The sequence below is a fragment of the Curtobacterium sp. MCBA15_012 genome (assembly GCF_001864935.2).
In the GTDB taxonomy this organism is placed as follows: Bacteria; Actinomycetota; Actinomycetes; order Actinomycetales; family Microbacteriaceae; genus Curtobacterium.
Genome location: NZ_CP126267.1, coordinates 1,317,045 through 1,340,385, shown reverse-complemented (window position 1 = coordinate 1,340,385; position 23,341 = coordinate 1,317,045). Strand labels below are relative to the sequence as shown.

General features: G+C 68.0%; 17 protein-coding genes and 3 rRNA genes. 7 read left to right on the top strand and 13 right to left on the bottom strand.

The window, feature by feature from the left end; genetic code table 11:
* Positions 1-169 precede the first annotated feature (169 nt).
* The 3 genes from QOL15_RS06160 to QOL15_RS06150 are packed head-to-tail and all read right to left on the bottom strand — an operon-like array spanning position 170 to position 1,369.
* A complete protein-coding gene (locus QOL15_RS06160) occupies positions 170-496 on the bottom strand; it encodes a hypothetical protein (protein WP_083230250.1) in 327 nt (108 codons plus the stop codon).
* A gap of 37 nt (positions 497-533) precedes the next feature.
* Positions 534-1,109 carry a hypothetical protein gene (locus QOL15_RS06155; RefSeq protein ID WP_083230249.1) on the bottom strand — a complete coding sequence of 192 codons (576 nt, stop codon included), beginning with the start codon at positions 1,107-1,109 and terminating at the stop codon, positions 534-536.
* A complete protein-coding gene (locus QOL15_RS06150) occupies positions 1,106-1,369 on the bottom strand; it encodes a hypothetical protein (protein WP_065962664.1) in 264 nt (87 codons plus the stop codon). The genes QOL15_RS06155 and QOL15_RS06150 overlap by 4 nt, the downstream gene beginning before the upstream one ends.
* 595 nt (positions 1,370-1,964) lie before the next feature.
* On the opposite strand from QOL15_RS06150, the gene QOL15_RS06145 reads away from it, so the two are divergent.
* The 4 genes from QOL15_RS06145 to QOL15_RS06130 all read left to right on the top strand — a co-directional run bounded on the left by QOL15_RS06145 (position 1,965) and on the right by QOL15_RS06130 (position 5,311).
* Positions 1,965-2,189: a hypothetical protein gene (locus tag QOL15_RS06145; RefSeq protein ID WP_139197590.1), complete on the top strand. Its 225-nt coding sequence runs from the start codon at positions 1,965-1,967 to the stop codon at positions 2,187-2,189.
* Between the two features lie 118 nt (positions 2,190-2,307).
* Positions 2,308-3,300, top strand: coding sequence for a hypothetical protein (locus QOL15_RS06140; protein ID WP_065962695.1), 993 nt, complete (start codon positions 2,308-2,310; stop codon positions 3,298-3,300).
* Between the two features lie 169 nt (positions 3,301-3,469).
* Positions 3,470-4,753 carry a hypothetical protein gene (locus QOL15_RS06135; protein ID WP_216093123.1) on the top strand — a complete coding sequence of 428 codons (1,284 nt, stop codon included), beginning with the start codon at positions 3,470-3,472 and terminating at the stop codon, positions 4,751-4,753.
* Between the two features lie 111 nt (positions 4,754-4,864).
* Positions 4,865-5,311, top strand: coding sequence for a hypothetical protein (locus QOL15_RS06130; RefSeq protein WP_071249334.1), 447 nt, complete (start codon positions 4,865-4,867; stop codon positions 5,309-5,311).
* A gap of 614 nt (positions 5,312-5,925) precedes the next feature.
* Here QOL15_RS06130 and QOL15_RS06125 read toward each other — a convergent pair.
* Positions 5,926-6,870 carry an AraC family transcriptional regulator gene (locus QOL15_RS06125; protein ID WP_071249332.1) on the bottom strand — a complete coding sequence of 315 codons (945 nt, stop codon included), beginning with the start codon at positions 6,868-6,870 and terminating at the stop codon, positions 5,926-5,928.
* Positions 6,871-6,980: 110 nt separating this feature from the next.
* On the opposite strand from QOL15_RS06125, the gene QOL15_RS06120 reads away from it, so the two are divergent.
* Positions 6,981-7,799, top strand: coding sequence for an SDR family NAD(P)-dependent oxidoreductase (locus QOL15_RS06120; protein WP_083394124.1), 819 nt, complete (start codon positions 6,981-6,983; stop codon positions 7,797-7,799).
* Between the two features lie 203 nt (positions 7,800-8,002).
* Here QOL15_RS06120 and QOL15_RS06115 read toward each other — a convergent pair whose 3' ends face one another.
* The 4 genes from QOL15_RS06115 to QOL15_RS06100 form a co-directional block, all read right to left on the bottom strand.
* The gene (locus tag QOL15_RS06115; RefSeq protein ID WP_071249330.1) at positions 8,003-8,932 is read right to left on the bottom strand and encodes an NADP-dependent oxidoreductase; all 930 of its coding nucleotides are present in this window, start codon (positions 8,930-8,932) and stop codon (positions 8,003-8,005) included.
* A gap of 64 nt (positions 8,933-8,996) precedes the next feature.
* Positions 8,997-9,305, bottom strand: a complete 309-nt coding sequence (locus QOL15_RS06110; RefSeq protein ID WP_071249328.1) for a hypothetical protein — start codon at positions 9,303-9,305, stop codon at positions 8,997-8,999.
* Positions 9,295-10,137 (bottom strand): hypothetical protein, encoded by an 843-nt coding sequence (locus tag QOL15_RS06105; protein ID WP_071249326.1) that lies wholly within the window; start codon positions 10,135-10,137, stop codon positions 9,295-9,297. Before QOL15_RS06105 ends, QOL15_RS06110 begins: the two co-directional genes overlap by 11 nt.
* Positions 10,137-11,054, bottom strand: coding sequence for a hypothetical protein (locus QOL15_RS06100; RefSeq protein ID WP_065962647.1), 918 nt, complete (start codon positions 11,052-11,054; stop codon positions 10,137-10,139). The genes QOL15_RS06105 and QOL15_RS06100 overlap by 1 nt, the downstream gene beginning before the upstream one ends.
* Positions 11,055-11,236: 182 nt before the next feature.
* Here QOL15_RS06100 and QOL15_RS06095 point away from each other — a divergent pair, with 182 nt between their 5' ends.
* Positions 11,237-11,752, top strand: a complete 516-nt coding sequence (locus QOL15_RS06095) for an excalibur calcium-binding domain-containing protein (RefSeq protein WP_071249323.1) — start codon at positions 11,237-11,239, stop codon at positions 11,750-11,752.
* Positions 11,753-11,983: 231 nt separating this feature from the next.
* Positions 11,984-14,404, top strand: a complete 2,421-nt coding sequence (locus QOL15_RS06090; RefSeq protein WP_071249321.1) for an excinuclease ABC subunit UvrA — start codon at positions 11,984-11,986, stop codon at positions 14,402-14,404.
* A gap of 217 nt (positions 14,405-14,621) precedes the next feature.
* Here QOL15_RS06090 and rrf read toward each other — a convergent pair.
* The 5 genes from rrf to QOL15_RS06065 all read right to left on the bottom strand — a co-directional run bounded on the left by rrf (position 14,622) and on the right by QOL15_RS06065 (position 23,275).
* Positions 14,622-14,738 (bottom strand): 5S ribosomal RNA (gene rrf / locus QOL15_RS06085).
* Between the two features lie 137 nt (positions 14,739-14,875).
* A 23S ribosomal RNA gene (locus tag QOL15_RS06080) occupies positions 14,876-18,002 on the bottom strand.
* 469 nt (positions 18,003-18,471) lie between these two features.
* A 16S ribosomal RNA gene (locus QOL15_RS06075) occupies positions 18,472-19,993 on the bottom strand.
* The 16S, 23S and 5S rRNA genes sit together here, the layout of an rRNA operon.
* A gap of 525 nt (positions 19,994-20,518) precedes the next feature.
* Complete coding sequence (gene rlmN / locus QOL15_RS06070) at positions 20,519-21,763, bottom strand: 23S rRNA (adenine(2503)-C(2))-methyltransferase RlmN (protein ID WP_065959908.1); 1,245 nt, start codon at positions 21,761-21,763, stop codon at positions 20,519-20,521.
* A gap of 273 nt (positions 21,764-22,036) precedes the next feature.
* The gene (locus QOL15_RS06065) at positions 22,037-23,275 is read right to left on the bottom strand and encodes a C40 family peptidase (RefSeq protein ID WP_071249303.1); all 1,239 of its coding nucleotides are present in this window, start codon (positions 23,273-23,275) and stop codon (positions 22,037-22,039) included.
* Positions 23,276-23,341 lie beyond the last annotated feature (66 nt).

Sequence of the window (23,341 nt, the reverse complement as noted above, 5' to 3'; positions counted from 1 at the left end):
GTAGCCAGCGTTTGGCGTCTAAACCATCGTGACCTCGTCCGGCCCCGGTCCGCCCATGGGACGTGCCCATGTCGGCCCCGACCTCATTGCTCGCTCGCACGATCGCCCGAGCCGGTATCGGCTGGAGCAGGACTTTCGAATTGGCCCGCATCGCCGCGGCCTCCATGCGCTAGCTGAGGTGACGAGTGGCTCCGGAGATACGCGCGGCGCGGTTCTCACGGATCGCCTTGAGCGCGAGTCGTTTCTGCGTCGCTTCCTCCGGCGCCGCGTCGAGCACTCGGTCGAGTTCGAGCACGTCGACGGTGTCCTGCACTTGCGGGGAGTGCGCGATCACAGCGAGCCACTCGCGGACCTTCGATTCGATCGTCTCGGTTGCGTCGGCCAACTCCCCCAGTTTCATCTTATTCTCAAGCTTCTGCGCCAGGCCGTCGAGCTGCCTGAGCGCGTACGCCTGAGTGCCGGCCGGGTTGCGGAGGTCCCCCGGATCTTCGATCACGTGGCTTCGTCGACGCGACTGGCGGGAGCACGGCCGGTCATCGCGTCCTCGAACACGAAGTCGAAGCGTCCTCGATCACGAAGTCGACGCCGATCATATCCGCCAGGACCGCGTCCTGCTGGTTGCGCAGGACGTGGTCCACCTTTTCGTCGATCACCTCGAGGTAGTCGCCGAGCCGATGGATCGACTTCTGCAGAGCCATCTGACTCATCAACGTGCCGATGCTGGCAATGGTCGTGGGGTTGACCATCGGACCGACCGACACGAATTGAAGGTGCTTGACGAACTGTCCGTCGGGCATCTTCGCGATCCCCATGCTCAGCCCGGTCTGGCTGTTCTTCACCAGATCGAATATGCGGGCGACGGCAGCGGACTCGTCGGCGAGTTGCACCCACTTGCCGGAGCTGGCCATGCCGGCAGCTGTGACTTGCCCGAAGCTGCCGAGCACGCTGAGGGGCAGATCGGTCGCCGAAACCGGGCCAGGTCCTCCGAGCTCTTCGCTTCGGAGGAATTGCTCGACGGCCGAGGGCGTGCCGATCACGGCGATGCCGTCTCCGTCGCTGACCAGCTCGACCTGATCGAACACCTTGTTCACTTCAGAGTTGTCGGTCACGCTGCATCCTCCTCTTCGGACAGTCGGTCCAGCACCTGGTCGACGAACCACCGCAGCGCCTCGACGACCGCGTTCCGAGCATGCTCGTCAATGAACACCTCGACCGGGAACGATGGCCGCTTGTCGATGCGGCTGGCGGGCAGGTCGACTCCCCTGATCGCATCGAGACGGGCGCGGAACTCCTGGCGGATCGTGACGTCGTCGAACGGCGGACGCGAAGGTGCTGGAAGACGACTTCGACACTGGTGGCGATCGGGCATACCGTGAAAAGCCAGTGAGACGGCCCCGCGGCGGAACGTCTTGGCGCGACCATGAATGCACTGCTTTCCCGAGCGCCCCCGAAATCGACCGTGCCTCCGAGCTCACGCCATTCGGCGAAGAGCGCGTCCACGGCATCAACAACGGAAGGCGGATTCGCAATCGACAGCTGGCCGAAGAAGGTGCCGTCTGCCACTGTACTGTTGGTCGCCTCGTCTGCAATGAGGCCGATACGCTCGGCGAGCTCACCGGTCGAGAGCCGAGCTGCCGGCGGCGCCCAGGCTCCCTGACCTGCCAGCGAGCACCCGAGCAGACATCCTCGACCTGTACCACTCGCTCGGCGGACTCGCACCCGAGCCACTGTTCCGACCAGGGCCGTGGGATCTGTCGTACGGCGAAGTCATCGTCGAGCTCGACGAAGACTTCCACTTCAACCGTTACCGCGCGCTGACCCTGCTCGCTCCGTTCGCATCAGCACTCCCGTGGGCCGTCGACTACCAACGTCACTCGGCAGAACATGAACAGCGGTCCGGCACCGGCGGCAGACGGTGGACGAATCCGTCCGCCGAGCGGATGTTCGGTCCCGCGGACGCGGAGATGGTGTTCCTGAGTGTCGGCGCTCCCCGGTGGAAGCAGCGAGCACTGTACGACGCAGTCAAGGATGCGGCTGCGGCCACGGGCGTGGTCCGTCTCGCCCGACTGTCGATCTACGACCACGTCGAAGGCGTCCGGCTCGAGGATTTTCTGAGGGGTCTTGCGGTCGTCACCGCCGAAGCCTTGTACAGCTTCGTCGCCGCGCGTTCTTCGGCTGCGCTGGCCTGAACCAGCCGCGGCCGGAGGGTGATCCCGACGACCGCGCCGCGGTTCCAACCCGGCCCGACCTGACTGTCGCTCGCTTCAGGTAGCTTTCCGAACACCATCGGTGAGCCCAGGAGTGACGTTGCCCCAACCATTCGACCCCGACAAGCTCAAGCAGGGGCTGGCCAAGACGCTCGACAGCGTGGGCCAGGCCACCCGTGACACCTCATCACGGGTGATCGGACAGGCGCGCTCCTTGCGGGAGTCGGCAGAGGACGCCCTCGAAGCGCGCCGAGGTCCGGACGAAGATCCGTACGAGCGAGCCACGATCGACTACAACGCGGCGCACACGTCGATGACGGACACCGGTCTCGAGCTCCTCCGGCAGCGCGAGCGGTCGGTGGACCTGCTCGAACTCGTTGAGCACCTCGTCAACAGCATCGCCAACACGCCGAAGTCGTTCGGGACGGCTTTCGAGCGGGTTCAGCTCAACCGGACCGCGTTCCTCGAGGCCGAGGAGTTCGCGCGGAAGGACCTCGAAGCCGCTCGGGCATCGGCGTTCGGAGCGGGCGCCGGCGTCACGGTCGGCGCCGCCGTGGCGAGCCTGGCGCCCGCAGCGGCGATGTGGACCGCGACCACCTTCGGTGCGGCCTCCACCGGGACGGCGATCTCCACGCTGTCGGGAGCGGCCGCCACCAACGCAGCACTCGCGTGGTTGGGAGGGGGCGCGCTGGCGGCTGGCGGGGGCGGAACCGCGATGGGCGGAGCGCTCCTCGCGCTGGCAGGTCCGATCGGCTGGAGCGTGGCCGGGGCCGCGCTCCTCACGTCGATCGTGCTCTTCACGAAGAAGAAGTCCGAGACACGGGAAGCGAAGCACCAGGCGCTGCTCGCGCTTCGCGAGAACACCGCCGCCGTCCGGTCGCTCGAAACGCAGATCAGGGCTCTGCTCGACCGGAGCACGTCGGTCCGCGAACTCCTCCGAGACAACTACACACAGTCGCTCTCCGCCTTCGGCGAGGACTTCGCCGAGCGCCCCAGGACGGATCAGGCGCGTCTTACGTCACTGGTCAACACAGCGACCTCCTGCGCTGCCCTCCTCGGGACGCGCATCGCGTCGGAGACCGCGGATGACTGACCCGATCAGCGGCGCGAAGCGGATCCAGGAGCAAGCCGTCGCTGCCTGGGTGAACCACCTGAACGAGGTCCGCCTCGAGGCGCTCTTCGCTCGTCTGGAACGGCACGCGAACGACCTCGACGGAGCGCTGTCAACGGTCGACGCGGCGCTCCGCAGGATCGACCTCGAGGTGGTCGCCCGGAACCGAGGCGGGGTGAAGGGAATGCACGGCTTCATCGCGGAGGTCGCTGAGGTCGGCGTCGGCAACGCCCGAGCACGAATCGTCGGCGACGCTGCTCGCTACGGGTGGGTCAACGACAACGGCCCAGTCGACCTCCTCCGAGACGGCGTCGAGATCCAGCAGAAGTTCGTCGCCGCGGGCGGTCGTCTCGGGCTGGGGGCGATCGGCGAGCACCTCGACAAGTACCCCGACTTCATCCGGAACGGTGGGAAGTACCAGATCCCCGCGGACCACTACGAGACCATCCGCGACTTGCATTCCATGTCGGCAACGGACGCGAGCAAGCTCGTCGCGGGGTCCGGTGACGGCCCGTCGTACCGGGACTGGCTCCGCATCCGAGCGTTCTTCGGTACCGGACGAGTCGACGTGGACTCGCTCGAGCCATCCGCACTCGACTACGCGGACGTCCAACGCGGCTCGTACACGGCCACTCTCGAGAGCGAGAAGGACTCGCTGCGCGCAACCGCTCGATCGCAGCGTGCCGATGCATCCGCCGCAGGGCGAGCATCCATCCGAGAGGCGGGCAAGGCCACGATCGCCGCTGGCACCGTCGAAGGGGTGACGACGTTCGTCATGGCAGTCGTCAGGAAGCACCGTGCTGGGACACCGCTCGCGCAGTTCACCACCGGCGACTGGACCGAGGTCCTCGGCGAATCGGGAGTGGGCGTCGTGAAGGGCGGCGTCCGCGGTGTGAGTGTCTACACCTTGACCAACCTGGCCGCGACGCCCGCTGCTGTTGCGAGTGCACTCGTCACGGCGAGCTTCGGCATAGCCGAGCTGGCGAACGAGCTGCGTACCGGAACGATCACGGAGCGCGAGTTCATGGAGCGTGCCGAACTGGTCTCGCTGGAAGCTGCGGTCAGTGCGGTCTCGTCGCTCGTCGGCCAAGCGGTCATCCCCATCCCGGTCCTCGGAGCCGTGATCGGCAACACGATCGGTACCGTGATGTACGAGACGGTGTCTGATTCCCTCGCTCGGCGGGAGTGCGAGCTCCTCGAGCGATACGCCGACGAGCAGCGGTTGCTCGGAGAACGTCTCACGAGCGAACAGGAACAACTCGTCGACCGGCTCAGATCCGCGACGTCGACGTACGTCGCAGTCCTCGACCGCGCGTTCTCACCAGACGTGGAAACCGCGCTCGCCGGATCGGTCGCGCTCGCGATCGAGGTCGGGGTGGCTCCCGCGGACATCCTCGACTCCGACGAGAAGACCGCGGCCTACTTCCTCGACTGACACCACCGATCTGGGTGACGGCCGCGATGACTGCGCGCGGGGGCGACTCCGCGCGGTGCCTCTCGGTGGCAGACGCCGCGCACCGCACATCGCGCTGCCTATGCTCATCGCGTGGTCGACACGAAACAGACGAAGACGATCGGTGAGCACGCAGTCGCGGCCGAGCTCGCGCGACACGGTTGGGCACCGGCGCTGACCCGCGACGGTCTGGAACGCACGGACATCCTCGCGGTCCAGCTCGGAGGAGACCGCACGATGGTCGAGGTGCAGGTGAAGTCCGCGCGAGGGAGCGGCCCTCGGCTCTCGTGGCCACTCGGCGAGAAGTCCCAACAGCCCTCCCTGCATCGACACGAGTGGTTCGTCATGGTGGCCATCGACGACGACCTGTCTGCGCCGCTGCGCTACTTCGTCGTGCCCCGCGACCACGTCGCGGCGGCCGCCTGGATCCAGCACATGGACTGGTTGACGACTCCCGGGATCCCGGCTGGCACCCGGAACGCCGGACCGGAGCGGTCCCGTGTCCCACTGCCCACGTTCGGTCGCTACGAGGACGCCTGATCCTCACTCGCGCTCCCGACGAACGAGGTGCCGGTCCTGCTGCCGCCGAAGTTCCACGCGCTCGCGACGGAGACCTCGCGGGTGGGCCTGCCGAAGGGTCATCCGTGGCACGATGACCTGCCACGGTGGTGACGCGAGCACAGGCCCGGGGAAGGCGACCTCGGACCGCTACGCTCCCCCCATGCCCGACCGCATCATGTACGTCCAGCTGAAGACCGGCCACCCCACCGACGCCGGCCCCGCCTGGATCAGCCGCGTGCGCTTCACGAAGACCTGAGAGGACCGCGTCCTTCCACGCCCGCACCCTCGCCCGCGAGCAGGGGTTCGACGCCAACTTCCGCGACGTCGAGACCGACGAGTGGTTCTGGCTCTCCGGCCCGAAGCGCGACCGCACCGACGCCCGGTACGGTCGCGGCGCCCCGACCGTCGACGAGGACGCCCGCGCCGACTACGAGGCGTTCCTCGATGGCGCCCCGCTCCCCGGCCGCGAACACGGCTGACCTCCCGGCGCGCGTGCTCGCGCAGCGACGGGACCCACGGCGCCACCCACCGGACGGGAGGCCCGTCACCACCCCGCCCCGCGCCTCCAGTCCGTCCCGCCCCACCCTGCGCGACTACACCGCCGTCGCCGACGCCAGTTGCGCCCGCGCCACCACCGCATCCGCGGCCGGCGGCCGCCCGTACGCCTCCCGGTAGTCCCGCGAGAAGTGCGACGCACTCCGGAACCCGACCGCGGCCGCAGCCCGCGCCGCGGTGTCCCCGTGCACGACCATCCGCCGCCGCGCCTCCCCCAGTCGTGTCCGCTTGAGGTACTGCGCCGGCGTCATCCCCGTCGCTTCCTTGAACCGGGCGAACAGCGTCGACTCGCTCACCCGCAGGGTCCGCGCGAGCCGGTCCATCGACCACGGCTCGTCCATTCGCGAGGTCAGCAGCGCAGTCGCACCCGCCACCACGGAGGTGCCGCTCCCGTCGAGCGCCGCCGTGATCCTCGGTGCCTGCGCGGTCTGCAGCAGCCGCAGCACGATCTCCCGCGAGACGAGCGGGAACAGCACGGGGATGTCCTCCGGGGCGTCGAGCAGTCCGAGCAGCCGGGCGAACGCGTCCGCGAGGGCCTCGGTCCAGCGCCCGAGTCTCGGCACCGGCGCGGCGGCTGCAACAGCGGGGACGGACATGGAGGCGACGACCTCACCGACGACGACGGGATCGAGCCGCCACACCGCGGAGACGAAGCCGTCCTCCCCCGCGGCGTCCACCACGCCGGCGACGACGGGCAGGTCCACGGGCGTGATGATGAACCGCTCGCGGCCCCACTCCTGGTCGTCGTCCCCGACGATCGAGCGCTTCCGCCCGCGCAGCACCACGGACAGCGACGGCACGTACCGCCGGTCGAACAACCCCGTCGGCTGGTGCACCCGGGACACGGTGAGCCCGAGCGCCTCGGCGTGGTGCGCCGATCCGGTGCGGGCGGCCGCTGCGTGGTGGTCGTTCCCGAGGACGGCGGCGTGCGCAGACGCGATCGCGGCTGCACGGTCGAGGTGCTGCGCGATGCGGTCGTCCACGTCGCCAACCTACCCATCCGAGCACACCAGCAGGAGACGTCACGGGATCGGGCAAGGTCCTCGCGGATCCGGGCAAGCGACGGCCGTGCCCGCAGCCGGAGCATCGGACCATGACGACACAGCACGAGCAGACGACACCCCACCAGACGACGCAGTCCGCCGAGACGACCCCTGACCACACGACACCCCGCACCGCCCTCGTGACCGGCGCCTCGAGCGGCATCGGCGAGGCCGTCGCCCGCGAGCTCGCCGCCGCCGGCCTGACCGTGGCCGTCCACGGCCGCGACGAGCAGCGCACCCGGGCGGTCGCCGCCGACATCCAGGCGCAGGGCGGACGTGCCGTCGCACTCGTCGCCGACCTGTCCGCCAGCGCCACGGCGGTCCGGGACCTCGCGGCCGCGGCGCTCGACCGACTCGGCGGGCACGTCGACGTCCTCGTGAACAACGCGGGCGTCTACCCCGGGGGCCCGACCGAGTCGCTGTCCGACGACACCGTCGACGCCCTGCTCGCGACGAACGTCCGCGCACCGCACGTCCTCGTCGCGGCACTCGCCCCGGGCATGGCCGAGCGCGGCGGCGGTGTCGTCGTGAACATCGGCTCGTGGATGGCACGCGTCGGTGTCCCGTTCATGGCCCTCTACCCCGCGACGAAGGCCGCGGTCGAGCAGCTCACGCGCGCCTGGGCCGCGGAGTACGGGCACCGCGGCATCCGCGTCGTGACCGTCGCCCCGGGCGCGACGGCGACACCGGGCAACGCCGACTCGGCGGAGGTCCTCGCCGCGATGACCCAGGGCACCCCGGCTGGCCGCCCGGTCCAGCCGGTCGACATCGCGCGCGCGGTCCGCTGGGTCGCGTCCGACCAGGCGGCGTTCGTCACGGGCGGCACGATCGACGTCGACGGCGGGATCGCCTCGACGCGGCTGTCCTGAGGGCGCGGCCGGGCCCGCCCCGTCGGGCGGCAACACGCAGCGTCGGGGCGTGACACCGGGACGGACGGGCGCGCTCCGCAAGGCGGCAACGCGAAGTGACGCGACGCGACGCGACGCGATGCGCCCCAGGGACGGACGGGAGGCGCGGTGCCAGCTGGCACCGCGCCTCCCGTCCGTCACACGGTCGCGACCGTGACCCGCCCTCACCAGGTGAGCACGAACCGCCCGCGCGTCCCACCGGCGGCCAGGCGCTCGTGCGCCTCCCCCGCCCGCGAGGCGGGCAGCACCTCCGCGACCCGCGGTGTGAGGATCCCGTCCTCCACCGCCTGCCGGAGCTCCTCGAGCAGGTCGAACGACGTGTACTCCTCGAACACCATGATCCGCTCGAACCGGATGCCGCGAGCGCCGTTGCCCTCCCAGCCCCGCACGTCGGCGAAGAAGCCACCGTCGCGCACGGCCTCGACGACCTCCTCACGCTGCACCGCGGCGTCGGCGAGCGCGTCGACCCCGTCCGGCACGAGGCCTCGGACGGCTGCGGCGAACCCGTCGCCGCGCGGGACGACGTGGTCGGGGCCGAGGGAGCGGACGAGCTCCTCGTCCTTCGGTGCGGCGTCCGCGATGACCGTGATGCCGCGCTGCTTCGCGAGCTGCACGACGTAGTTCCCGAGCAGCCCGGCGGCACCGGTGACCGCGAGGGTGTCGCCCGCACGGAGTCCCGAGCGTGCGAGGATCTGCAGCGCGGTCAGCCCGTTCATCGGGACGGTGGCGGCCTCCTCGATCGACGTGCCGGCGGGGGTCCGCGTGAAGGACCCGACGGGCGCGACGAGGTGCTCGACGTAGGCGCCGCCGTGCTCGGTGAGCGGGAGGGCCATCGCCATGACCTCGTCGCCGACCTGCCAGTCGGACACGTCGGGCCCGACCTCGTCGATCACCCCGGCGGCGTCCATCCCGGGCACGTACGGCGGCTCGGTGTCGGTCGGGCGCTGTCCTTCGCGCACCCCCGTGTCGGTGGGGTTCACGGCGAACGCCTGCACCCGGATCCGGACGGTGCCGTGGCCGGCGTGCGGCTCCGGCACTTCGTGGACGGCGAGGGCTCCGGGCCCTCCGAACGTTGCGACTCCGACGACCTTCATGCTCCCGGTCTACGCGCCGGCGACGGAGCGGACTCAGCGGACGTTGCAGGAGCGAACACCGTGGTCAGTTCCACGTCCGCAGCGCGACGACGACTGCGACCGGCAATGACGCAGCGAGCACGATCCCCAGGACGACCGCCAACGTCCGCACCACCGGGATCCCCTGCTGTCCGACCCAGATCAGCAGCAGGATCGCCGTGAGGTACAGCGGCGGCACGAAGAGCAGCGGTACGAAGCCGAGCCCGGTCCACTCCACGAGCGCACCGGCGAGGAGTTCGTACACGGTGCACCCGGCGGCCACCACGAAGGCGCCCCACACGCCGGCGGGTGCCCGGCGACGAGCGCCCGCGGTGGCGTCCGGCTCATCCGTCATCGTCGTCGTACCCGTCCCCCGGACCGCCGGCGAAGCAGGTCGTCTGGATCACCACGTCGCCGGTGGTCCGGCTCACACCCGCGTTCCCCTCCGCGAGCCAGTCGTCGCCGACCGCCCGGGCGTCCCAGCCGAGCGGGTCCACATCACGGAGCCCGGCACCGCGGAAGACCTCGCGGACCGCCGCGAGGCGCCGTTCGGCCTCGTCCTGCGGCAGCAGATCGGCAGTGCGGTCCGCCTCGGTCCCCGGCTCGTCCTCGCCCTCGCGCTCGCCGGGCGACGACCACCTCCACGTGTACTCGGTGCCCCGCTCGAGGTTCGACAGCGGGCACCCGCGCGAGAACAGCCCGACCTCACCCGCGCCGGGGTCCTCGCCCAGTGCCCGCACGGCACGCTCGCCCAGCTCGGCGAGGTCCCGCTCGGCCTGTGCCTGCGTCCTGCTCGTCTCGAGCGCGGTCAGGGGTTGCGCCCGTCGCTCCGCATCCGCCGTCCAGTGCTTCGCGACCTCCACGGTCGGGTAGCCGAGCGACACGGCCGCGACGACCGCGAACACCGCGCACGCCACCGGCCCGACCAGCGTCACCGACGGGTCCCGCCGTCGCTGCACCAGCAGCAGCACGACGCCGGTCAGCGGCACTCCGGCACACACGACGGTGACGACGATGCTCCCCGTCGTCTGCGTCGAGAGCGAGTGTGTGGAGTTCCCCGCTCCGCTGTACCCGGCGAGCGCGACGAGCAGCCACGCGATCCACCCCGCGGGCAGGAGCAGCCCGCTCGCCACGATCCACCAGATGCCGTTCCGCCGCCTCGGTGGCGACCACGCGGTGTCGTCCATCACGAATCCCCCTCGTCCTTCCCGTGCGCCCGAGGCTCAACGCCTGACGCACGGTCCTGGTCCTCGTCCACCGCGTCCGGATCGACCAGGCACCCGCTCTCCAACAGCAGGCTCTCTCCACGCTGCCCGACGGTCGCGCTCCCCCTCCACGCGTCGGTGGTCAGGCGGCCGCCTCCCCCGTCGTACCGCTGGTACACGTGGTACCCCTCGTCCTGCAGCAGCTCGACCGCGGGCGCACTCATCCGCACACCCTCCGCGTCCGACACCGTCGCGGACGGCGAGGGCGTCGGCTCGGCAGGTGCCGCAGCGCCCTCGGGCGCGGCACCGGCGGCCGGACCGTCATCGGCGGTCCCCCGCCACCACGAGTACCGCACCATCGTCCCGGGAGCCTGGTTCCCGAGGCGGCACGAGTCCGTCTCCGTCTCGGCTGCCGGAGCGGCGGGGTCGCCGCCCATCGCCACGACGACGCGGTCACCGAGGGCTGCGAGTTCCTCCTGCGCCTGCGGCACCGTCCGCGCGGTCTCACGAGCGGTCGGCGGCTGCGCCCGTTCGACGGCGTCGGACACCATGTGCGACCCCTGGACCAGCGGCAACGGCAGGAGCGTCACGCCGCCGAGCGACAGCACGAGCAGGCAGACCGTCGGGCCGACCATGCTCACGCTCGGGTCGACCGTGCCCTCGCGCCGCAGGCTGGTGAAGCCCCAGAGCGGCACCCCGAAGCCGAGCGCCGCGGCGATCAGGTACGCGATGAGCATCCCGGCGTCCGGCCAGCGGCTCGACCACGGGCCCGCCGTCGACAGGACCGACGCGAGCGCGAGGTACCAGCCCACCACGATCGCCACGATGCTGCCGGCGATCCATCCGCCGCCGTGCTTCCGGTGCCCGCCGCGTTGCCGCACGTGCTCGTCGTCGCTCATGCGTCCCCCTCGCCGATCGTGTTCCCCCGGCACGACCCTACCGACGACCACCGATCCCCGCCCCGAGGTCGCTCGCGCACCCGTACGAGAACGGGAGGCGCGACGCACCCCCGCTCTGGGGAGTGCTGCTGAGCGCCCACCCCGGGAGATGATTGCGGTTCCCTCACCTTCTGGAGTCACCGATGACCCGCACCTCGAAGCGCCTCGGCATCGCCTGGGCCGCCGCCGGCGCACTCACCCTCGCCCTCTCCCTGAGCGCATGCAGCGCCGGCTCCTCGGAGGACGCCGCGGCGTTCGTCGCAGCCGCGTCGAGCTCCAGCCCGACCTCCACCGCCAGCGCGGCCGCGGCGAAGGCGGCCGCCGAACAGGCCGCGGCAGCGGAGGCCGCGAAGGTCGCTGCGGACGCCGCTGCCAAGCGCGCAGCAGAGGAGGCCGCGCAACGCGCAGCCGCAGAAGCCGCGGCGAAGGCCGCGGCCGACGCCAAGGCCGCAGCGGACGCCAAGGCCGCCGCCGACGCCCAGGCCGCCGCAGCAGCAGCCCAGGCGGCAGCGGCGCCGGCGGCAGCCGCACCCGCGTCGGCGTTCTACGCGAACTGCGACGCGGTGCGCGCCGCGGGAGCGGCCCCCATCCGCGCCGGTGAGCCCGGCTACTCCCGCAAGCTCGACCGGGACGGCGACGGGGTCGGCTGCGAGGACTGAGCCCCACCGGACAGGAGGCGCACCGCACCCCCGCCACGCGCCTCCCGACCGACACCCACCGGACGGGAGGCGCACCGCACCCCCGCCACGCGCCTCCCGACCGACACCCACCGGACGGGAGGCACGCCGCACCCCCGCCACGCGCCTCCCGACCGCAGGCGGCGCCGCGCCCGCGGCCCCGCCGCGCCCACGACAGAACGCCGCCCAGCCACCGCGCCTACAGTCGAACGAATGCCCGCCCCGCACCACGAGACCGACACGACCCCCGCACCCGACGGCTTCATCCGCGTCCGCGGCGCCCGCGAGCACAACCTCCGCGACGTCGACGTGGACATCCCCCGCGACCGCATCGTCGCCTTCACCGGGGTGTCCGGCTCGGGCAAGTCGAGCCTCGCGTTCGGCACGGTCTTCGCCGAGGCGCAGCGCCGCTTCCTGGAGTCCGTCGCCCCGTACGCCCGCCGGCTCATCGCGCAGGGCAGCACCCCGCACGTCGACGAGATCACGGGCCTGCCCCCGGCCGTCGCGCTGCAGCAGCGTCGCAGCGCCCCGAGCACCCGGTCCACCGTCGGCACGCTGACGACCCTGAGCAACTCGACGCGCATGCTGTTCTCGCGGGCCGGCTCCTACCCGGAGGGCGCCGAGCAGCTCTACTCCGACTCGTTCTCGCCGAACACCGCGGTCGGGGCGTGCCCGCGCTGCCACGGCATCGGGACGGCGCACGAGGTGACCGAGGCCTCCGCCGTGCACGACCCGTCGCTGAGCATCCGGGACGGTGCGATCACCGCGTGGCCGGGTGCTTGGCAGGGCAAGAACCTCCGCGACGTGACGGCGGTCCTCGGGTACGACATCGACCGGCCGTGGCGCGAGCTGCCGCGAGAGGACCGCGACTGGCTCCTCTTCACCGAGGAGCAGCCCGTGGTGCAGGTGCACCCGAAACGCGACCGGGTGGCGAAGCCGTACAAGGGCCGGTTCTGGAGTGCCCGGCAGTACACGCTGCACACCCTCGCCGACTCGCAGAGCGAGGCGCAGCGCAAGAAGGCGATGCAGTACGTCGAGTCCGGGCCGTGCCAGCTCTGCGGCGGCTCGGGCCTGACCCGGGCGGCCCTCGCGGTGACGTTCGGCGGGCTGTCGATCGCAGAGTTCCACGCCCTGCCGCTGACCGAGGTCGCCGAGGTCCTCCGCCCCACCGCGGAGCTCACGGACCCGGTCGCGGCGACCTCCCGCGTGACCTCGGGCGAGCGGTCCGAGGTGGCGAAGTCGATCGCCGCGGACCTGCTGTCCCGCGTCGAGGTCCTCACCGGCCTCGGGCTCGGGTACCTCGGCCTCGACCGGGCGACGCCGACGCTCTCCCCCGGCGAGATGCAGCGCCTCCGCATCGCGACGCAGCTCCGCAGCGGGCTGTTCGGTGTCGTGTACGTCCTCGACGAGCCGAGCGCGGGCCTGCACCCCGCCGACGCGGAGCCGCTCGTCCAGGTGCTCGAGGACCTCCGCGCGAGCGGCAACAGCGTGTTCGTCGTCGAGCACGACATGGGCATCGTCCGCCGCTCCGACTGGATCGTCGACGTCGGCCCCGGTGCGGGCTCCGGCGGCGGCACCGTCCTGTACAGCGGGCCGCCGGACGGACTCGCGGACGTCGAGGCGAGCGTCACCCGCCGGTACCTGCACCCCCGGACCACCCCGGTGCAGCACGAGCCGCGCGAACCGGTCGGCACGCTCGAGCTCCGCGGCATCACACGGCACAACCTCCGCAGCCTCGACGTCGACCTGCCCCTCGGCGTGATGACCGCCGTGACGGGGGTGTCCGGCTCGGGCAAGTCCTCGCTCGTCGGCGGTGTCCTCCCCGCGGTCGCGACGCAGCACCCGACGGTGTCGCGCGTCGTCGAGGTCGACCAGAAGCCGATCGGCCGCACCCCCCGCTCGAACCTCGCGACCTACACGGGCCTGTTCGACGCCGTCCGCCAGGCCTTCGCGGCCACCGACGAGGCCCGCTCCCGCGGCTGGTCGGCCGGGCGGTTCTCGTTCAACGTCGAGGGCGGCCGCTGCCCGGTCTGCCAGGGCGAGGGTTCCGTCTCGGTCGAGCTCCTCTTCCTCCCCGGCAGCTGGGCCCCGTGCCCCGAGTGCCACGGCTCCCGGTACACCGACGAGACCCTCGAGGTCCGCTGGAACGGCGCGACGATCGCCGACGTCCTCGGCATGACCGTCGACCAGGCCGCCGATGCCCTCGCGTCCGTGCCCGCAGCCGCCCGCGCCCTCGACGCCCTCCGCAGCGTGGGCCTCGGCTACCTGCGTCTCGGACAGCCCGCGCCGGAGCTGTCCGGCGGCGAGGCCCAGCGCATCAAGCTCGCCACGGAACTCCAGCGCGCCCGGTCGGGCCACACGCTCTATGTGCTCGACGAGCCCACCACCGGATTGCACCCGGCCGACGTCGAGCTGCTCGCCGCGCAGCTCGCCCGACTCACCGACGCCGGGAACACCGTCGTCGTGGTCGAGCACACCATGAGCGTCGTCGCCCGAGCGGACCACGTCATCGACATGGGTCCCGCCGGGGGCGACGACGGTGGTCGTGTGGTCGCGTCCGGCACGCCGGCCGCGGTCGCCGCGTCGGCGGACAGCCGCACGGCACCGTACCTGCGCGCCGAACTGGGCGGCTGACCGGCCCGATCAACACCGGCCGGGAGGCGCGGGACGGGCCCGCCACGCTCCTCCCGTCCACGCCACCCCGAACTGGCATGTGCTCGAGAAACGCATTCGCCCGGCCGCCGGCACGTGCCCGGGAAACGCAAGAGGGAACCGTCCGGGCCAAGCGCCCTGGAATGCAGAAAACCCCTGACCGAATGGTCAGGGGTTCCCTGGTCGTACGTGAAGTTGAGTCCGGCGGCGTCCTACTCTCCCACAAGGTCCCCCTTGCAGTACCATCGGCGCTGAGAGGCTTAGCTTCCGGGTTCGGAATGTGACCGGGCGTTTCCCTCTCGCTATGACCACCGGAACACTGTCGACCCGAAACGGATCAAACACTGTTCCTTCATGCTGGTTCAGCTGAAGTATTCAGTTTGATTCCCGATCGTCTGTCGGGAACCACAAAGTGGACGCGAGCCCCCACCACAAGGGTAGGGAAATAATTGTGTTGTCAAGTCTTCGGCTTATTAGTACCGGTCAGCTCCACGGGTCGTTAGTCCCCGCTTCCACATCCGGCCTATCAACCCAGTAGTCTGCTGGGAGCCTCTCACACTCAAGGTGCATGGAAATCTCATCTCGAAGACGGCTTCCCGCTTAGATGCTTTCAGCGGTTATCCGGTCCGAACGTAGCTAATCAGCGGTGCCCTTGGCAGAACAACTGACACACCAGAGGTTCGTCCATCCCGGTCCTCTCGTACTAGGGATAGATCTTCTCAAATTTCCAACGCGCGCAGCGGATAGGGACCGAACTGTCTCACGACGTTCTAAACCCAGCTCGCGTACCGCTTTAATGGGCGAACAGCCCAACCCTTGGGACCTACTCCAGCCCCAGGATGCGACGAGCCGACATCGAGGTGCCAAACCATGCCGTCGATATGGACTCTTGGGCAAGATCAGCCTGTTATCCCCGAGGTACCTTTTATCCGTTGAGCGACAGCGCTTCCACAAGCCACTGCCGGATCACTAGTCCCGACTTTCGTCCCTGCTCGACCTGTCAGTCTCACAGTCAAGCTCCCTTGTGCACTTACACTCGCCACCTGATTGCCAACCAGGTTGAGGGAACCTTTGGGCGCCTCCGTTACTCTTTGGGAGGCAACCGCCCCAGTTAAACTACCCATCAGGCACTGTCCATGAACCCGATCAGGGTCCTACGTTAGACATCCAAAGTGACCAGAGTGGTATTTCAACAATGACTCCACGAACACTAGCGTGCCCGCTTCACAGTCTCCCACCTATCCTACACAAGCCACTCCGAACACCAATACCAAACTGTAGTAAAGGTCACGGGGTCTTTCCGTCCTGCTGCGCGTAACGAGCATCTTTACTCGTAGTGCAATTTCGCCGAGTTCGCGGTTGAGACAGCTGGGAAGTCGTTACGCCATTCGTGCAGGTCGGAACTTACCCGACAAGGAATTTCGCTACCTTAGGATGGTTATAGTTACCACCGCCGTTTACTGGGGCTTAAATTCAGAGCTTCGCCCGAGGGCTAACCCTTCCTCTTAACCTTCCAGCACCGGGCAGGCGTCAGTCCGTATACATCGTCTTGCGACTTCGCACGGACCTGTGTTTTTAGTAAACAGTCGCTTCCCACTGGTCTCTGCGGCCTTCAACGCTCACGGAGCAAGTCCGGTCACGTGTCCGGCCCCCCTTCTCCCGAAGTTACGGGGGCATTTTGCCGAGTTCCTTAACCACGATTATCTCGATCTCCTTGGTATTCTCTACCTGACCACCTGAGTCGGTTTCGGGTACGGGCGGCTGCAACCTCGCGTCGATGCTTTTCTCGGCAGCATAGGATCACTGATTTCCCCTTACGGGTACGCGTCGGATCTCAGGCGTACAGACGACGGATTTGCCTATCGTCAGCCCTACATCCTTACACCAGGTTCACCTTACGGATACCATCGCCTGGCTCAGCTACCTTCCTGCGTCACACCTGTTCATACGCTAGCCGCACCAGCATGGGGTCGAGCGTTAGACCGGACACCATCACCCCGAAGGGATCCGACGAACCGGGTTAGGACTCTTAGCACCACTGGATTAGCTTGGGCGGTTGTTCGCCGGTACGGGAATATCAACCCGTTGTCCATCGACTACGCCTGTCGGCCTCGCCTTAGGTCCCGACTTACCCAGGGCGGATTAACCTGGCCCTGGAACCCTTGGTCTTTCGGAGGACGGGTTTCTCACCCGTCTTTCGCTACTCATGCCTGCATTCTCACTCGTGTGGCGTCCACGGCTGGATTACTCCGCCGCTTCACTCGCCACACGACGCTCTCCTACCACTCCGCACGACTGAACCACGAAGGCTTGTCTGTGTGCGAAATCTACAACTTCGGCGGTGTGCTTGAGCCCCGTTACATTGTCGGCGCGGAATCACTTGACCAGTGAGCTATTACGCACTCTTTCAAGGGTGGCTGCTTCTAAGCCAACCTCCTGGTTGTCTGTGCAACTCCACATCCTTTCCCACTTAGCACACGCTTAGGGGCCTTAGTTGGTAGTCTGGGTTGTTTCCCTCTCGACGATGAAGCTTATCCCCCACCGTCTCACTGCTGCGCTCTCACTCACCGGCATTCGGAGTTTGGCTGACGTCAGTAACCTGTTGAGGCCCATCGGCCATCCAGTAGCTCTACCTCCGGCGAGAAACACGCAACGCTGCACCTAAATGCATTTCGGAGAGAACCAGCTATCACGAAGTTTGATTGGCCTTTCACCCCTATCCACAGCTCATCCCCTCCATTTTCAACTGAAGTGGGTTCGGTCCTCCACGACGTCTTACCGTCGCTTCAACCTGGCCATGGATAGATCACTTCGCTTCGGGTCTAGGACATGCGACTGAACCGCCCTATTCAGACTCGCTTTCGCTACGGCTGCCCCACACGGGTTAACCTCGCCACATATCACTAACTCGCAGGCTCATTCTTCAAAAGGCACGCCGTCACCCCTACTAAGGAGGCTCCGACGGTTTGTAAGCAAACGGTTTCAGGTACTATTTCACTCCCCTCCCGGGGTACTTTTCACCTTTCCCTCACGGTACTTGTCCGCTATCGGTCATCTGGGAGTATTTAGGCTTATCAGGTGGTCCTGACAGATTCACACGGGATTTCTCGGGCCCCGTGCTACTTGGGATACACATCCGGCCATAACACCATTTCGTCTACGGGGCTGGCACCCACTACGGCCCGGCTTTCAAACCGGTTCGACTATGATGCGCTGTAACCGCCCCAGTCCGGCAGAACTGAGTGACGTGTCCCACAACCCCGACCATGCAACGCCCGCCGGCTATCACACATGATCGGTTTAGCCTCATCCGCTTTCGCTCGCCACTACTCACGGAATCACATGTTGTTTTCTCTTCCTGTGGGTACTGAGATGTTTCACTTCCCCACGTTCCCTCTACCCGCCCTATATATTCAGGCGGGAGTCACCAGGTCACAAAAGCGCCTGGCGGGGTTTCCCCATTCGGAAATCCTCGGCTCACAGCTCGATTATCAGCTCCCCGAGGCTTATCGCAGATTTCTACGTCCTTCTTCGGCTCCAGATGCCAAGGCATCCACCGTTTGCTCTTAGAAACTTGACCACAAAGATTAAAATTGCGATCCAACGCCAACCACAACCACCAACCGAAGCCGGTGATCATGCGATGACGCGAATCTAAAGATGCTCGCGTCCACTGTGTAGTTCTCAACATACGATCGGCACCATCCTCCACCAACGCAACCGCGCCGGCATCACATGGCCCACTCGAAGAACCGCGTCCCCAGCACCACCCACACAGGGCAGCACCAGACGGCTCAACCCCCAACCACAACGGGCCGGGAAGCCTGGTCCCTCAGGACCCAACAACGTGCACCAGATGCTCACCACACCCCGACCCCTTCCAACCAACCGCGAACGATCGATGTACTGACGCCGAGAGCATGACTCCCACCTGCACTGTCAATGTTCCACCCATGAGCTACCCGTCGGACACGTTCGGTCCGAACCGGGCGCCTGGACCCACCCCACACCTGCATCTGCAGACACGAGACGAGCCAGATGCTCCTTAGAAAGGAGGTGATCCAGCCGCACCTTCCGGTACGGCTACCTTGTTACGACTTAGTCCTAATCACCGATCCCACCTTCGACGGCTCCTTCCACAAGGGTTAGGCCACCGGCTTCGGGTGTTACCGACTTTCATGACTTGACGGGCGGTGTGTACAAGGCCCGGGAACGTATTCACCGCAGCGTTGCTGATCTGCGATTACTAGCGACTCCGACTTCATGAGGTCGAGTTGCAGACCTCAATCCGAACTGAGACCGGCTTTTTGGGATTCGCTCCACCTTACGGTATCGCAGCCCTTTGTACCGGCCATTGTAGCATGCGTGAAGCCCAAGACATAAGGGGCATGATGATTTGACGTCATCCCCACCTTCCTCCGAGTTGACCCCGGCAGTCTCCTATGAGTCCCCGCCATAACGCGCTGGCAACATAGAACGAGGGTTGCGCTCGTTGCGGGACTTAACCCAACATCTCACGACACGAGCTGACGACAACCATGCACCACCTGTACACCGACCACAAGGGGGCGACCATCTCTGGCCGTTTCCGGTGTATGTCAAGCCTTGGTAAGGTTCTTCGCGTTGCATCGAATTAATCCGCATGCTCCGCCGCTTGTGCGGGCCCCCGTCAATTCCTTTGAGTTTTAGCCTTGCGGCCGTACTCCCCAGGCGGGGCGCTTAATGCGTTAGCTACGACACAGAAACCGTGGAAAGGTCCCTACATCTAGCGCCCAACGTTTACGGCATGGACTACCAGGGTATCTAATCCTGTTCGCTCCCCATGCTTTCGCTCCTCAGCGTCAGTTACGGCCCAGAGATCTGCCTTCGCCATCGGTGTTCCTCCTGATATCTGCGCATTCCACCGCTACACCAGGAATTCCAATCTCCCCTACCGCACTCTAGTCTGCCCGTACCCACTGCAAGCCCGAGGTTGAGCCTCGGGATTTCACAGCAGACGCGACAAACCGCCTACGAGCTCTTTACGCCCAATAATTCCGGACAACGCTTGCACCCTACGTATTACCGCGGCTGCTGGCACGTAGTTAGCCGGTGCTTTTTCTGCAGGTACCGTCACTTTCGCTTCTTCCCTACTAAAAGAGGTTTACAACCCGAAGGCCGTCATCCCTCACGCGGCGTTGCTGCATCAGGCTTTCGCCCATTGTGCAATATTCCCCACTGCTGCCTCCCGTAGGAGTCTGGGCCGTGTCTCAGTCCCAGTGTGGCCGGTCACCCTCTCAGGCCGGCTACCCGTCGTCGCCTTGGTGAGCCATTACCTCACCAACAAGCTGATAGGCCGCGAGTCCATCCCCAACCAAAAAATCTTTCCACCACCAGACCATGCGGCCAGTAGTCCTATCCAGTATTAGACGTCGTTTCCAACGCTTATCCCAGAGTCAGGGGCAGGTTACTCACGTGTTACTCACCCGTTCGCCACTAATCACAGAAGCAAGCTCCTGATCATCGTTCGACTTGCATGTGTTAAGCACGCCGCCAGCGTTCGTCCTGAGCCAGGATCAAACTCTCCGTAAAAAAATTACAACCAACACCGAAGTGTCAGCGAGTTGAAACTGACTGTCGACTGTCCACTGGACAATCTTCAATCCAAAAGGAATTGTCTCCGACCCGACCAACCAAAAGGCCAGCCAGGCACGGGGTCAATAAATTGGCATTGACAATGTGCACGCTGTTGAGTTCTCAAGGACCAGACGCACCCAACACTCCACACCCATCAGGGCGCTTCACGAAGGAGCTGGCTCGTTACCCGGGGAAGAACCGTGGCGGACGAGATCCCCAAGTCGATGACCTGGCGACCGTCCCGGCCGTTCCGTTCTCCGCCTCAGCGGCAACGAGTGATTACTTTACGCAGAGGTGAACAGCACCGCCAACAGCGCTGACATCCCGGGCGTGTCGTACCCCGACTTCCCCGGGAACACGGGGAAGCAGGGGTACCAGCGCTCCCCTGGGACGACGGGAGGCGCGGTGCGAACCCGCACCGCGCCTCCCGTCCGCTCCTCGGGACGCGTCGATCGACGATCGTCCTGGACGAGCGTCTGCTCAGACGTCCGTCTCGTCGGCGGCGGCCAGCTGCCCGCACGCCCCGTCGATCTCCTTGCCGCGGGTGTCGCGCAGCGTGGTCGGGACCCCGGCCGCGTTGAGCCGACGGACGAACTCGTCCTGCACGTGCGGCTCGGAGGAGGTCCACACCGAGCCCGGCGTCGGGTTGAGCGGGATCGGGTTCACGTGCACCCAGCCCTTGCCGCGCGCGTTGAGCTTGTCGGCGAGCAGGTCCGCACGCCAGGCGTGGTCGTTCATGTCCTTGATGAGCGCGTACTCGATCGAGACCCGGCGGCCGGTCTTGGCGTAGTACTCGTACGCGGCGTCGATCGCCTCGTCGGCCTTCCAGCGCGAGTTGACCGGGATGAGCTCGTCGCGGAGCTCGTCGTCCGGGGCGTGCAACGAGAGCGCGAAGGTGATCGGGATGTTCTCGTCGGCGAGCTTCTTGATCGCCGGCACCAGGCCCACGGTCGAGATCGTGATGCCGCGGGCGCTCATGCCGAGGCCGTGCGGCTGCGGCGCCACCATCGTGCGGACGGCGTCCATCACGCGCTTGTAGTTCGCGAGCGGCTCCCCCATGCCCATGAACACGATGTTCGTGACGCGCTCGGCGTCCACCCGGTCCTTGCCGCCCTTGCGCGGGTCGCCGCCGAGTTCGCCGGCCGCGATGGCCGCGTTCGCCCGGACGATCTGCTCGATGATCTCGGCGGTGGACATGTTGCGGGTGAGCCCCTGCTGGCCGGTCGCGCAGAACGGGCAGTTCATGCCGCAGCCCGCCTGCGACGAGACGCAGAGGGTGATGCGACCGGGGTAGCGCATGAGCACCGACTCGACGAGGGCGCCGTCGTGCAGCTTCCAGAGGAACTTGATCGTGTCGCCCTTGTCCGTCGCCAACCGTCGGGTCTCGGTGAGCAGGGGCGGCAGCATCCCGGCGACGAGCTGCTCGCGCTGTGCGGCCGGCAGGTCGGTCATCCGCTCCGGGTCGGAGGTGTGGTGCGTGAAGTAGTGCGTCGAGAGCTGCTTGGCACGGAAGCCGGGGAGTCCGAGCTCCTGCACCTTCGCCACACGCTCCTCGACGGTCAGGTCGGCGAGGTGCTCCGGCGGCTTGCCTCGCTTGGGCGACGCGAACTGCAGGAGGGGACGGCCCTCGGAGTCCTGCGCCTGGGTCCAGCCCTCGGTGCGCGGCCGCACCTGCGGACGAGCAGAACGCTGCTCTTCGAACGGGGTGCGGGTCTCGGTGGCCATCACTCCAGTTTACGGGAGGCGCGCAAGGCCTCCGTCGCGCGGGGTGCATGGCCGTGTGGACGGCGGAGCGGACGGGAGGCGCGGGCCGGCTCGGCGGGTCGGGTCACTGCCGACAGGTGGTCGCGTCCCGTTCGGGCGGCGGTCAGGACCGGAGGCGCGCGGCCGGTCCGGAGGCGCGCGGTCGGTCCGCCGGCGGGGGGCTGGCGCACGCGGTCTCGGGCCCCGGTCCCGGGTCCGTGGTGCGCGCCGGGTTCGCCCGACGCGCACCGAGGGTCACTGTCCGGCGGGCAGCAGCCGGGCGAAGTGGTGGGCGTTCGGGTACACCGGCACGATGTCGACCGGGTCGCCCGGGTGCGGCGCCTGCAGCACGAGCCCGTCGCCGAGGAAGATCCCGACGTGGTCCTGGTCGTCGAACACCACGAGGTCGCCGGGCTTCGCCTCGGACGCGGGGATGGTCGTCGCGACGTCGTCCTGCGTCGGCACGTAGTGCGCGAGCGGGATGCCGACGGCCGCGTACGCCACCATCGTCAGTCCGGAGCAGTCGATGCCCTGGTGGCTCGCGCCGCCCTCGACGTACGGGTCGCCCATGTACTGCAGGGCGGTCGAGATGATCGTCGCGCGGGGACCACCGGACGACAGCGCCGCGGAGATCGCCTGCTCCGCCTGCTCCGTCGTGACGCCCCACTTCGTGACGATCGTCGGGTAGGAGACGACCGTCGTGGTGGTGGTCATGCCGTCGGTCGAGACGACCGGGACCTCGACGTCGCGGGCGACGGTGAAGGACTGCGAGCGGTACGGCGCCGAGGACGAGACGGGCTGACCGGCGTCGTCGAGCGGTGCGGCGGTCGCCGGCAGGGAGAGCGTGAGGCTCGAGGTCACGGCGAGCGCCGGTGCGAGCAGGATCGCGGCGCGCTTGGCGGTCGCCGCCCGGCGCATGTGGCGCGGGTCGACGGCACGCTCGGCACGGAGGGCAGCCGACCGGGACAGGACGACGGTCCCCGCGACGGGCGGCACGACGACGACCGTGCGCGCGGCGGCGGCGCGGCGGGTGCGCTCGTCGCGGTGGCGGCGGGCGTGGCCGTGGGACACGGCCGGGGCCGGCACGCCGACGGTCGGTGCGCCGGTGGTCGGTGCGCCGGTGGTCGGTGCGCCGGTGGTCGGTGCGGACTCGACCGGGGCTGCGACCACGGGCGTCGGGACCGTGCGGCTCTGCTGGGGTGCGGAGGTCAGCGTCCGGGTGACGGGGGCCACGCGCTCGGTCGCCCCGGTCGGGACCGGCGTCTGCACGGCGGCGGCGTCTGCGGCCGGTCCGAGGGCCGATCGGCGACCGCGGGGGCGACGCATCGGCGCAGCGTCCCCGGCGGCGCGGTGGGCGTCCGGCACGGGGGTGGCCGAGGTGCGGTCGACGGACGGGAGGACGACGGGTGCGGGTTCCGTCTCGACGCGGCGTGCGGTGGTGCTGCGGTCGAGGACGGTGGCGTCGGGTGCTGCGGGGAGGGCGTGACGTCCCATGGTTCCTTCCGGGTCGAGCGGGTGGCTCGAGAAGACAACGTATTGGTAACGAAGCTGGGTCCGACT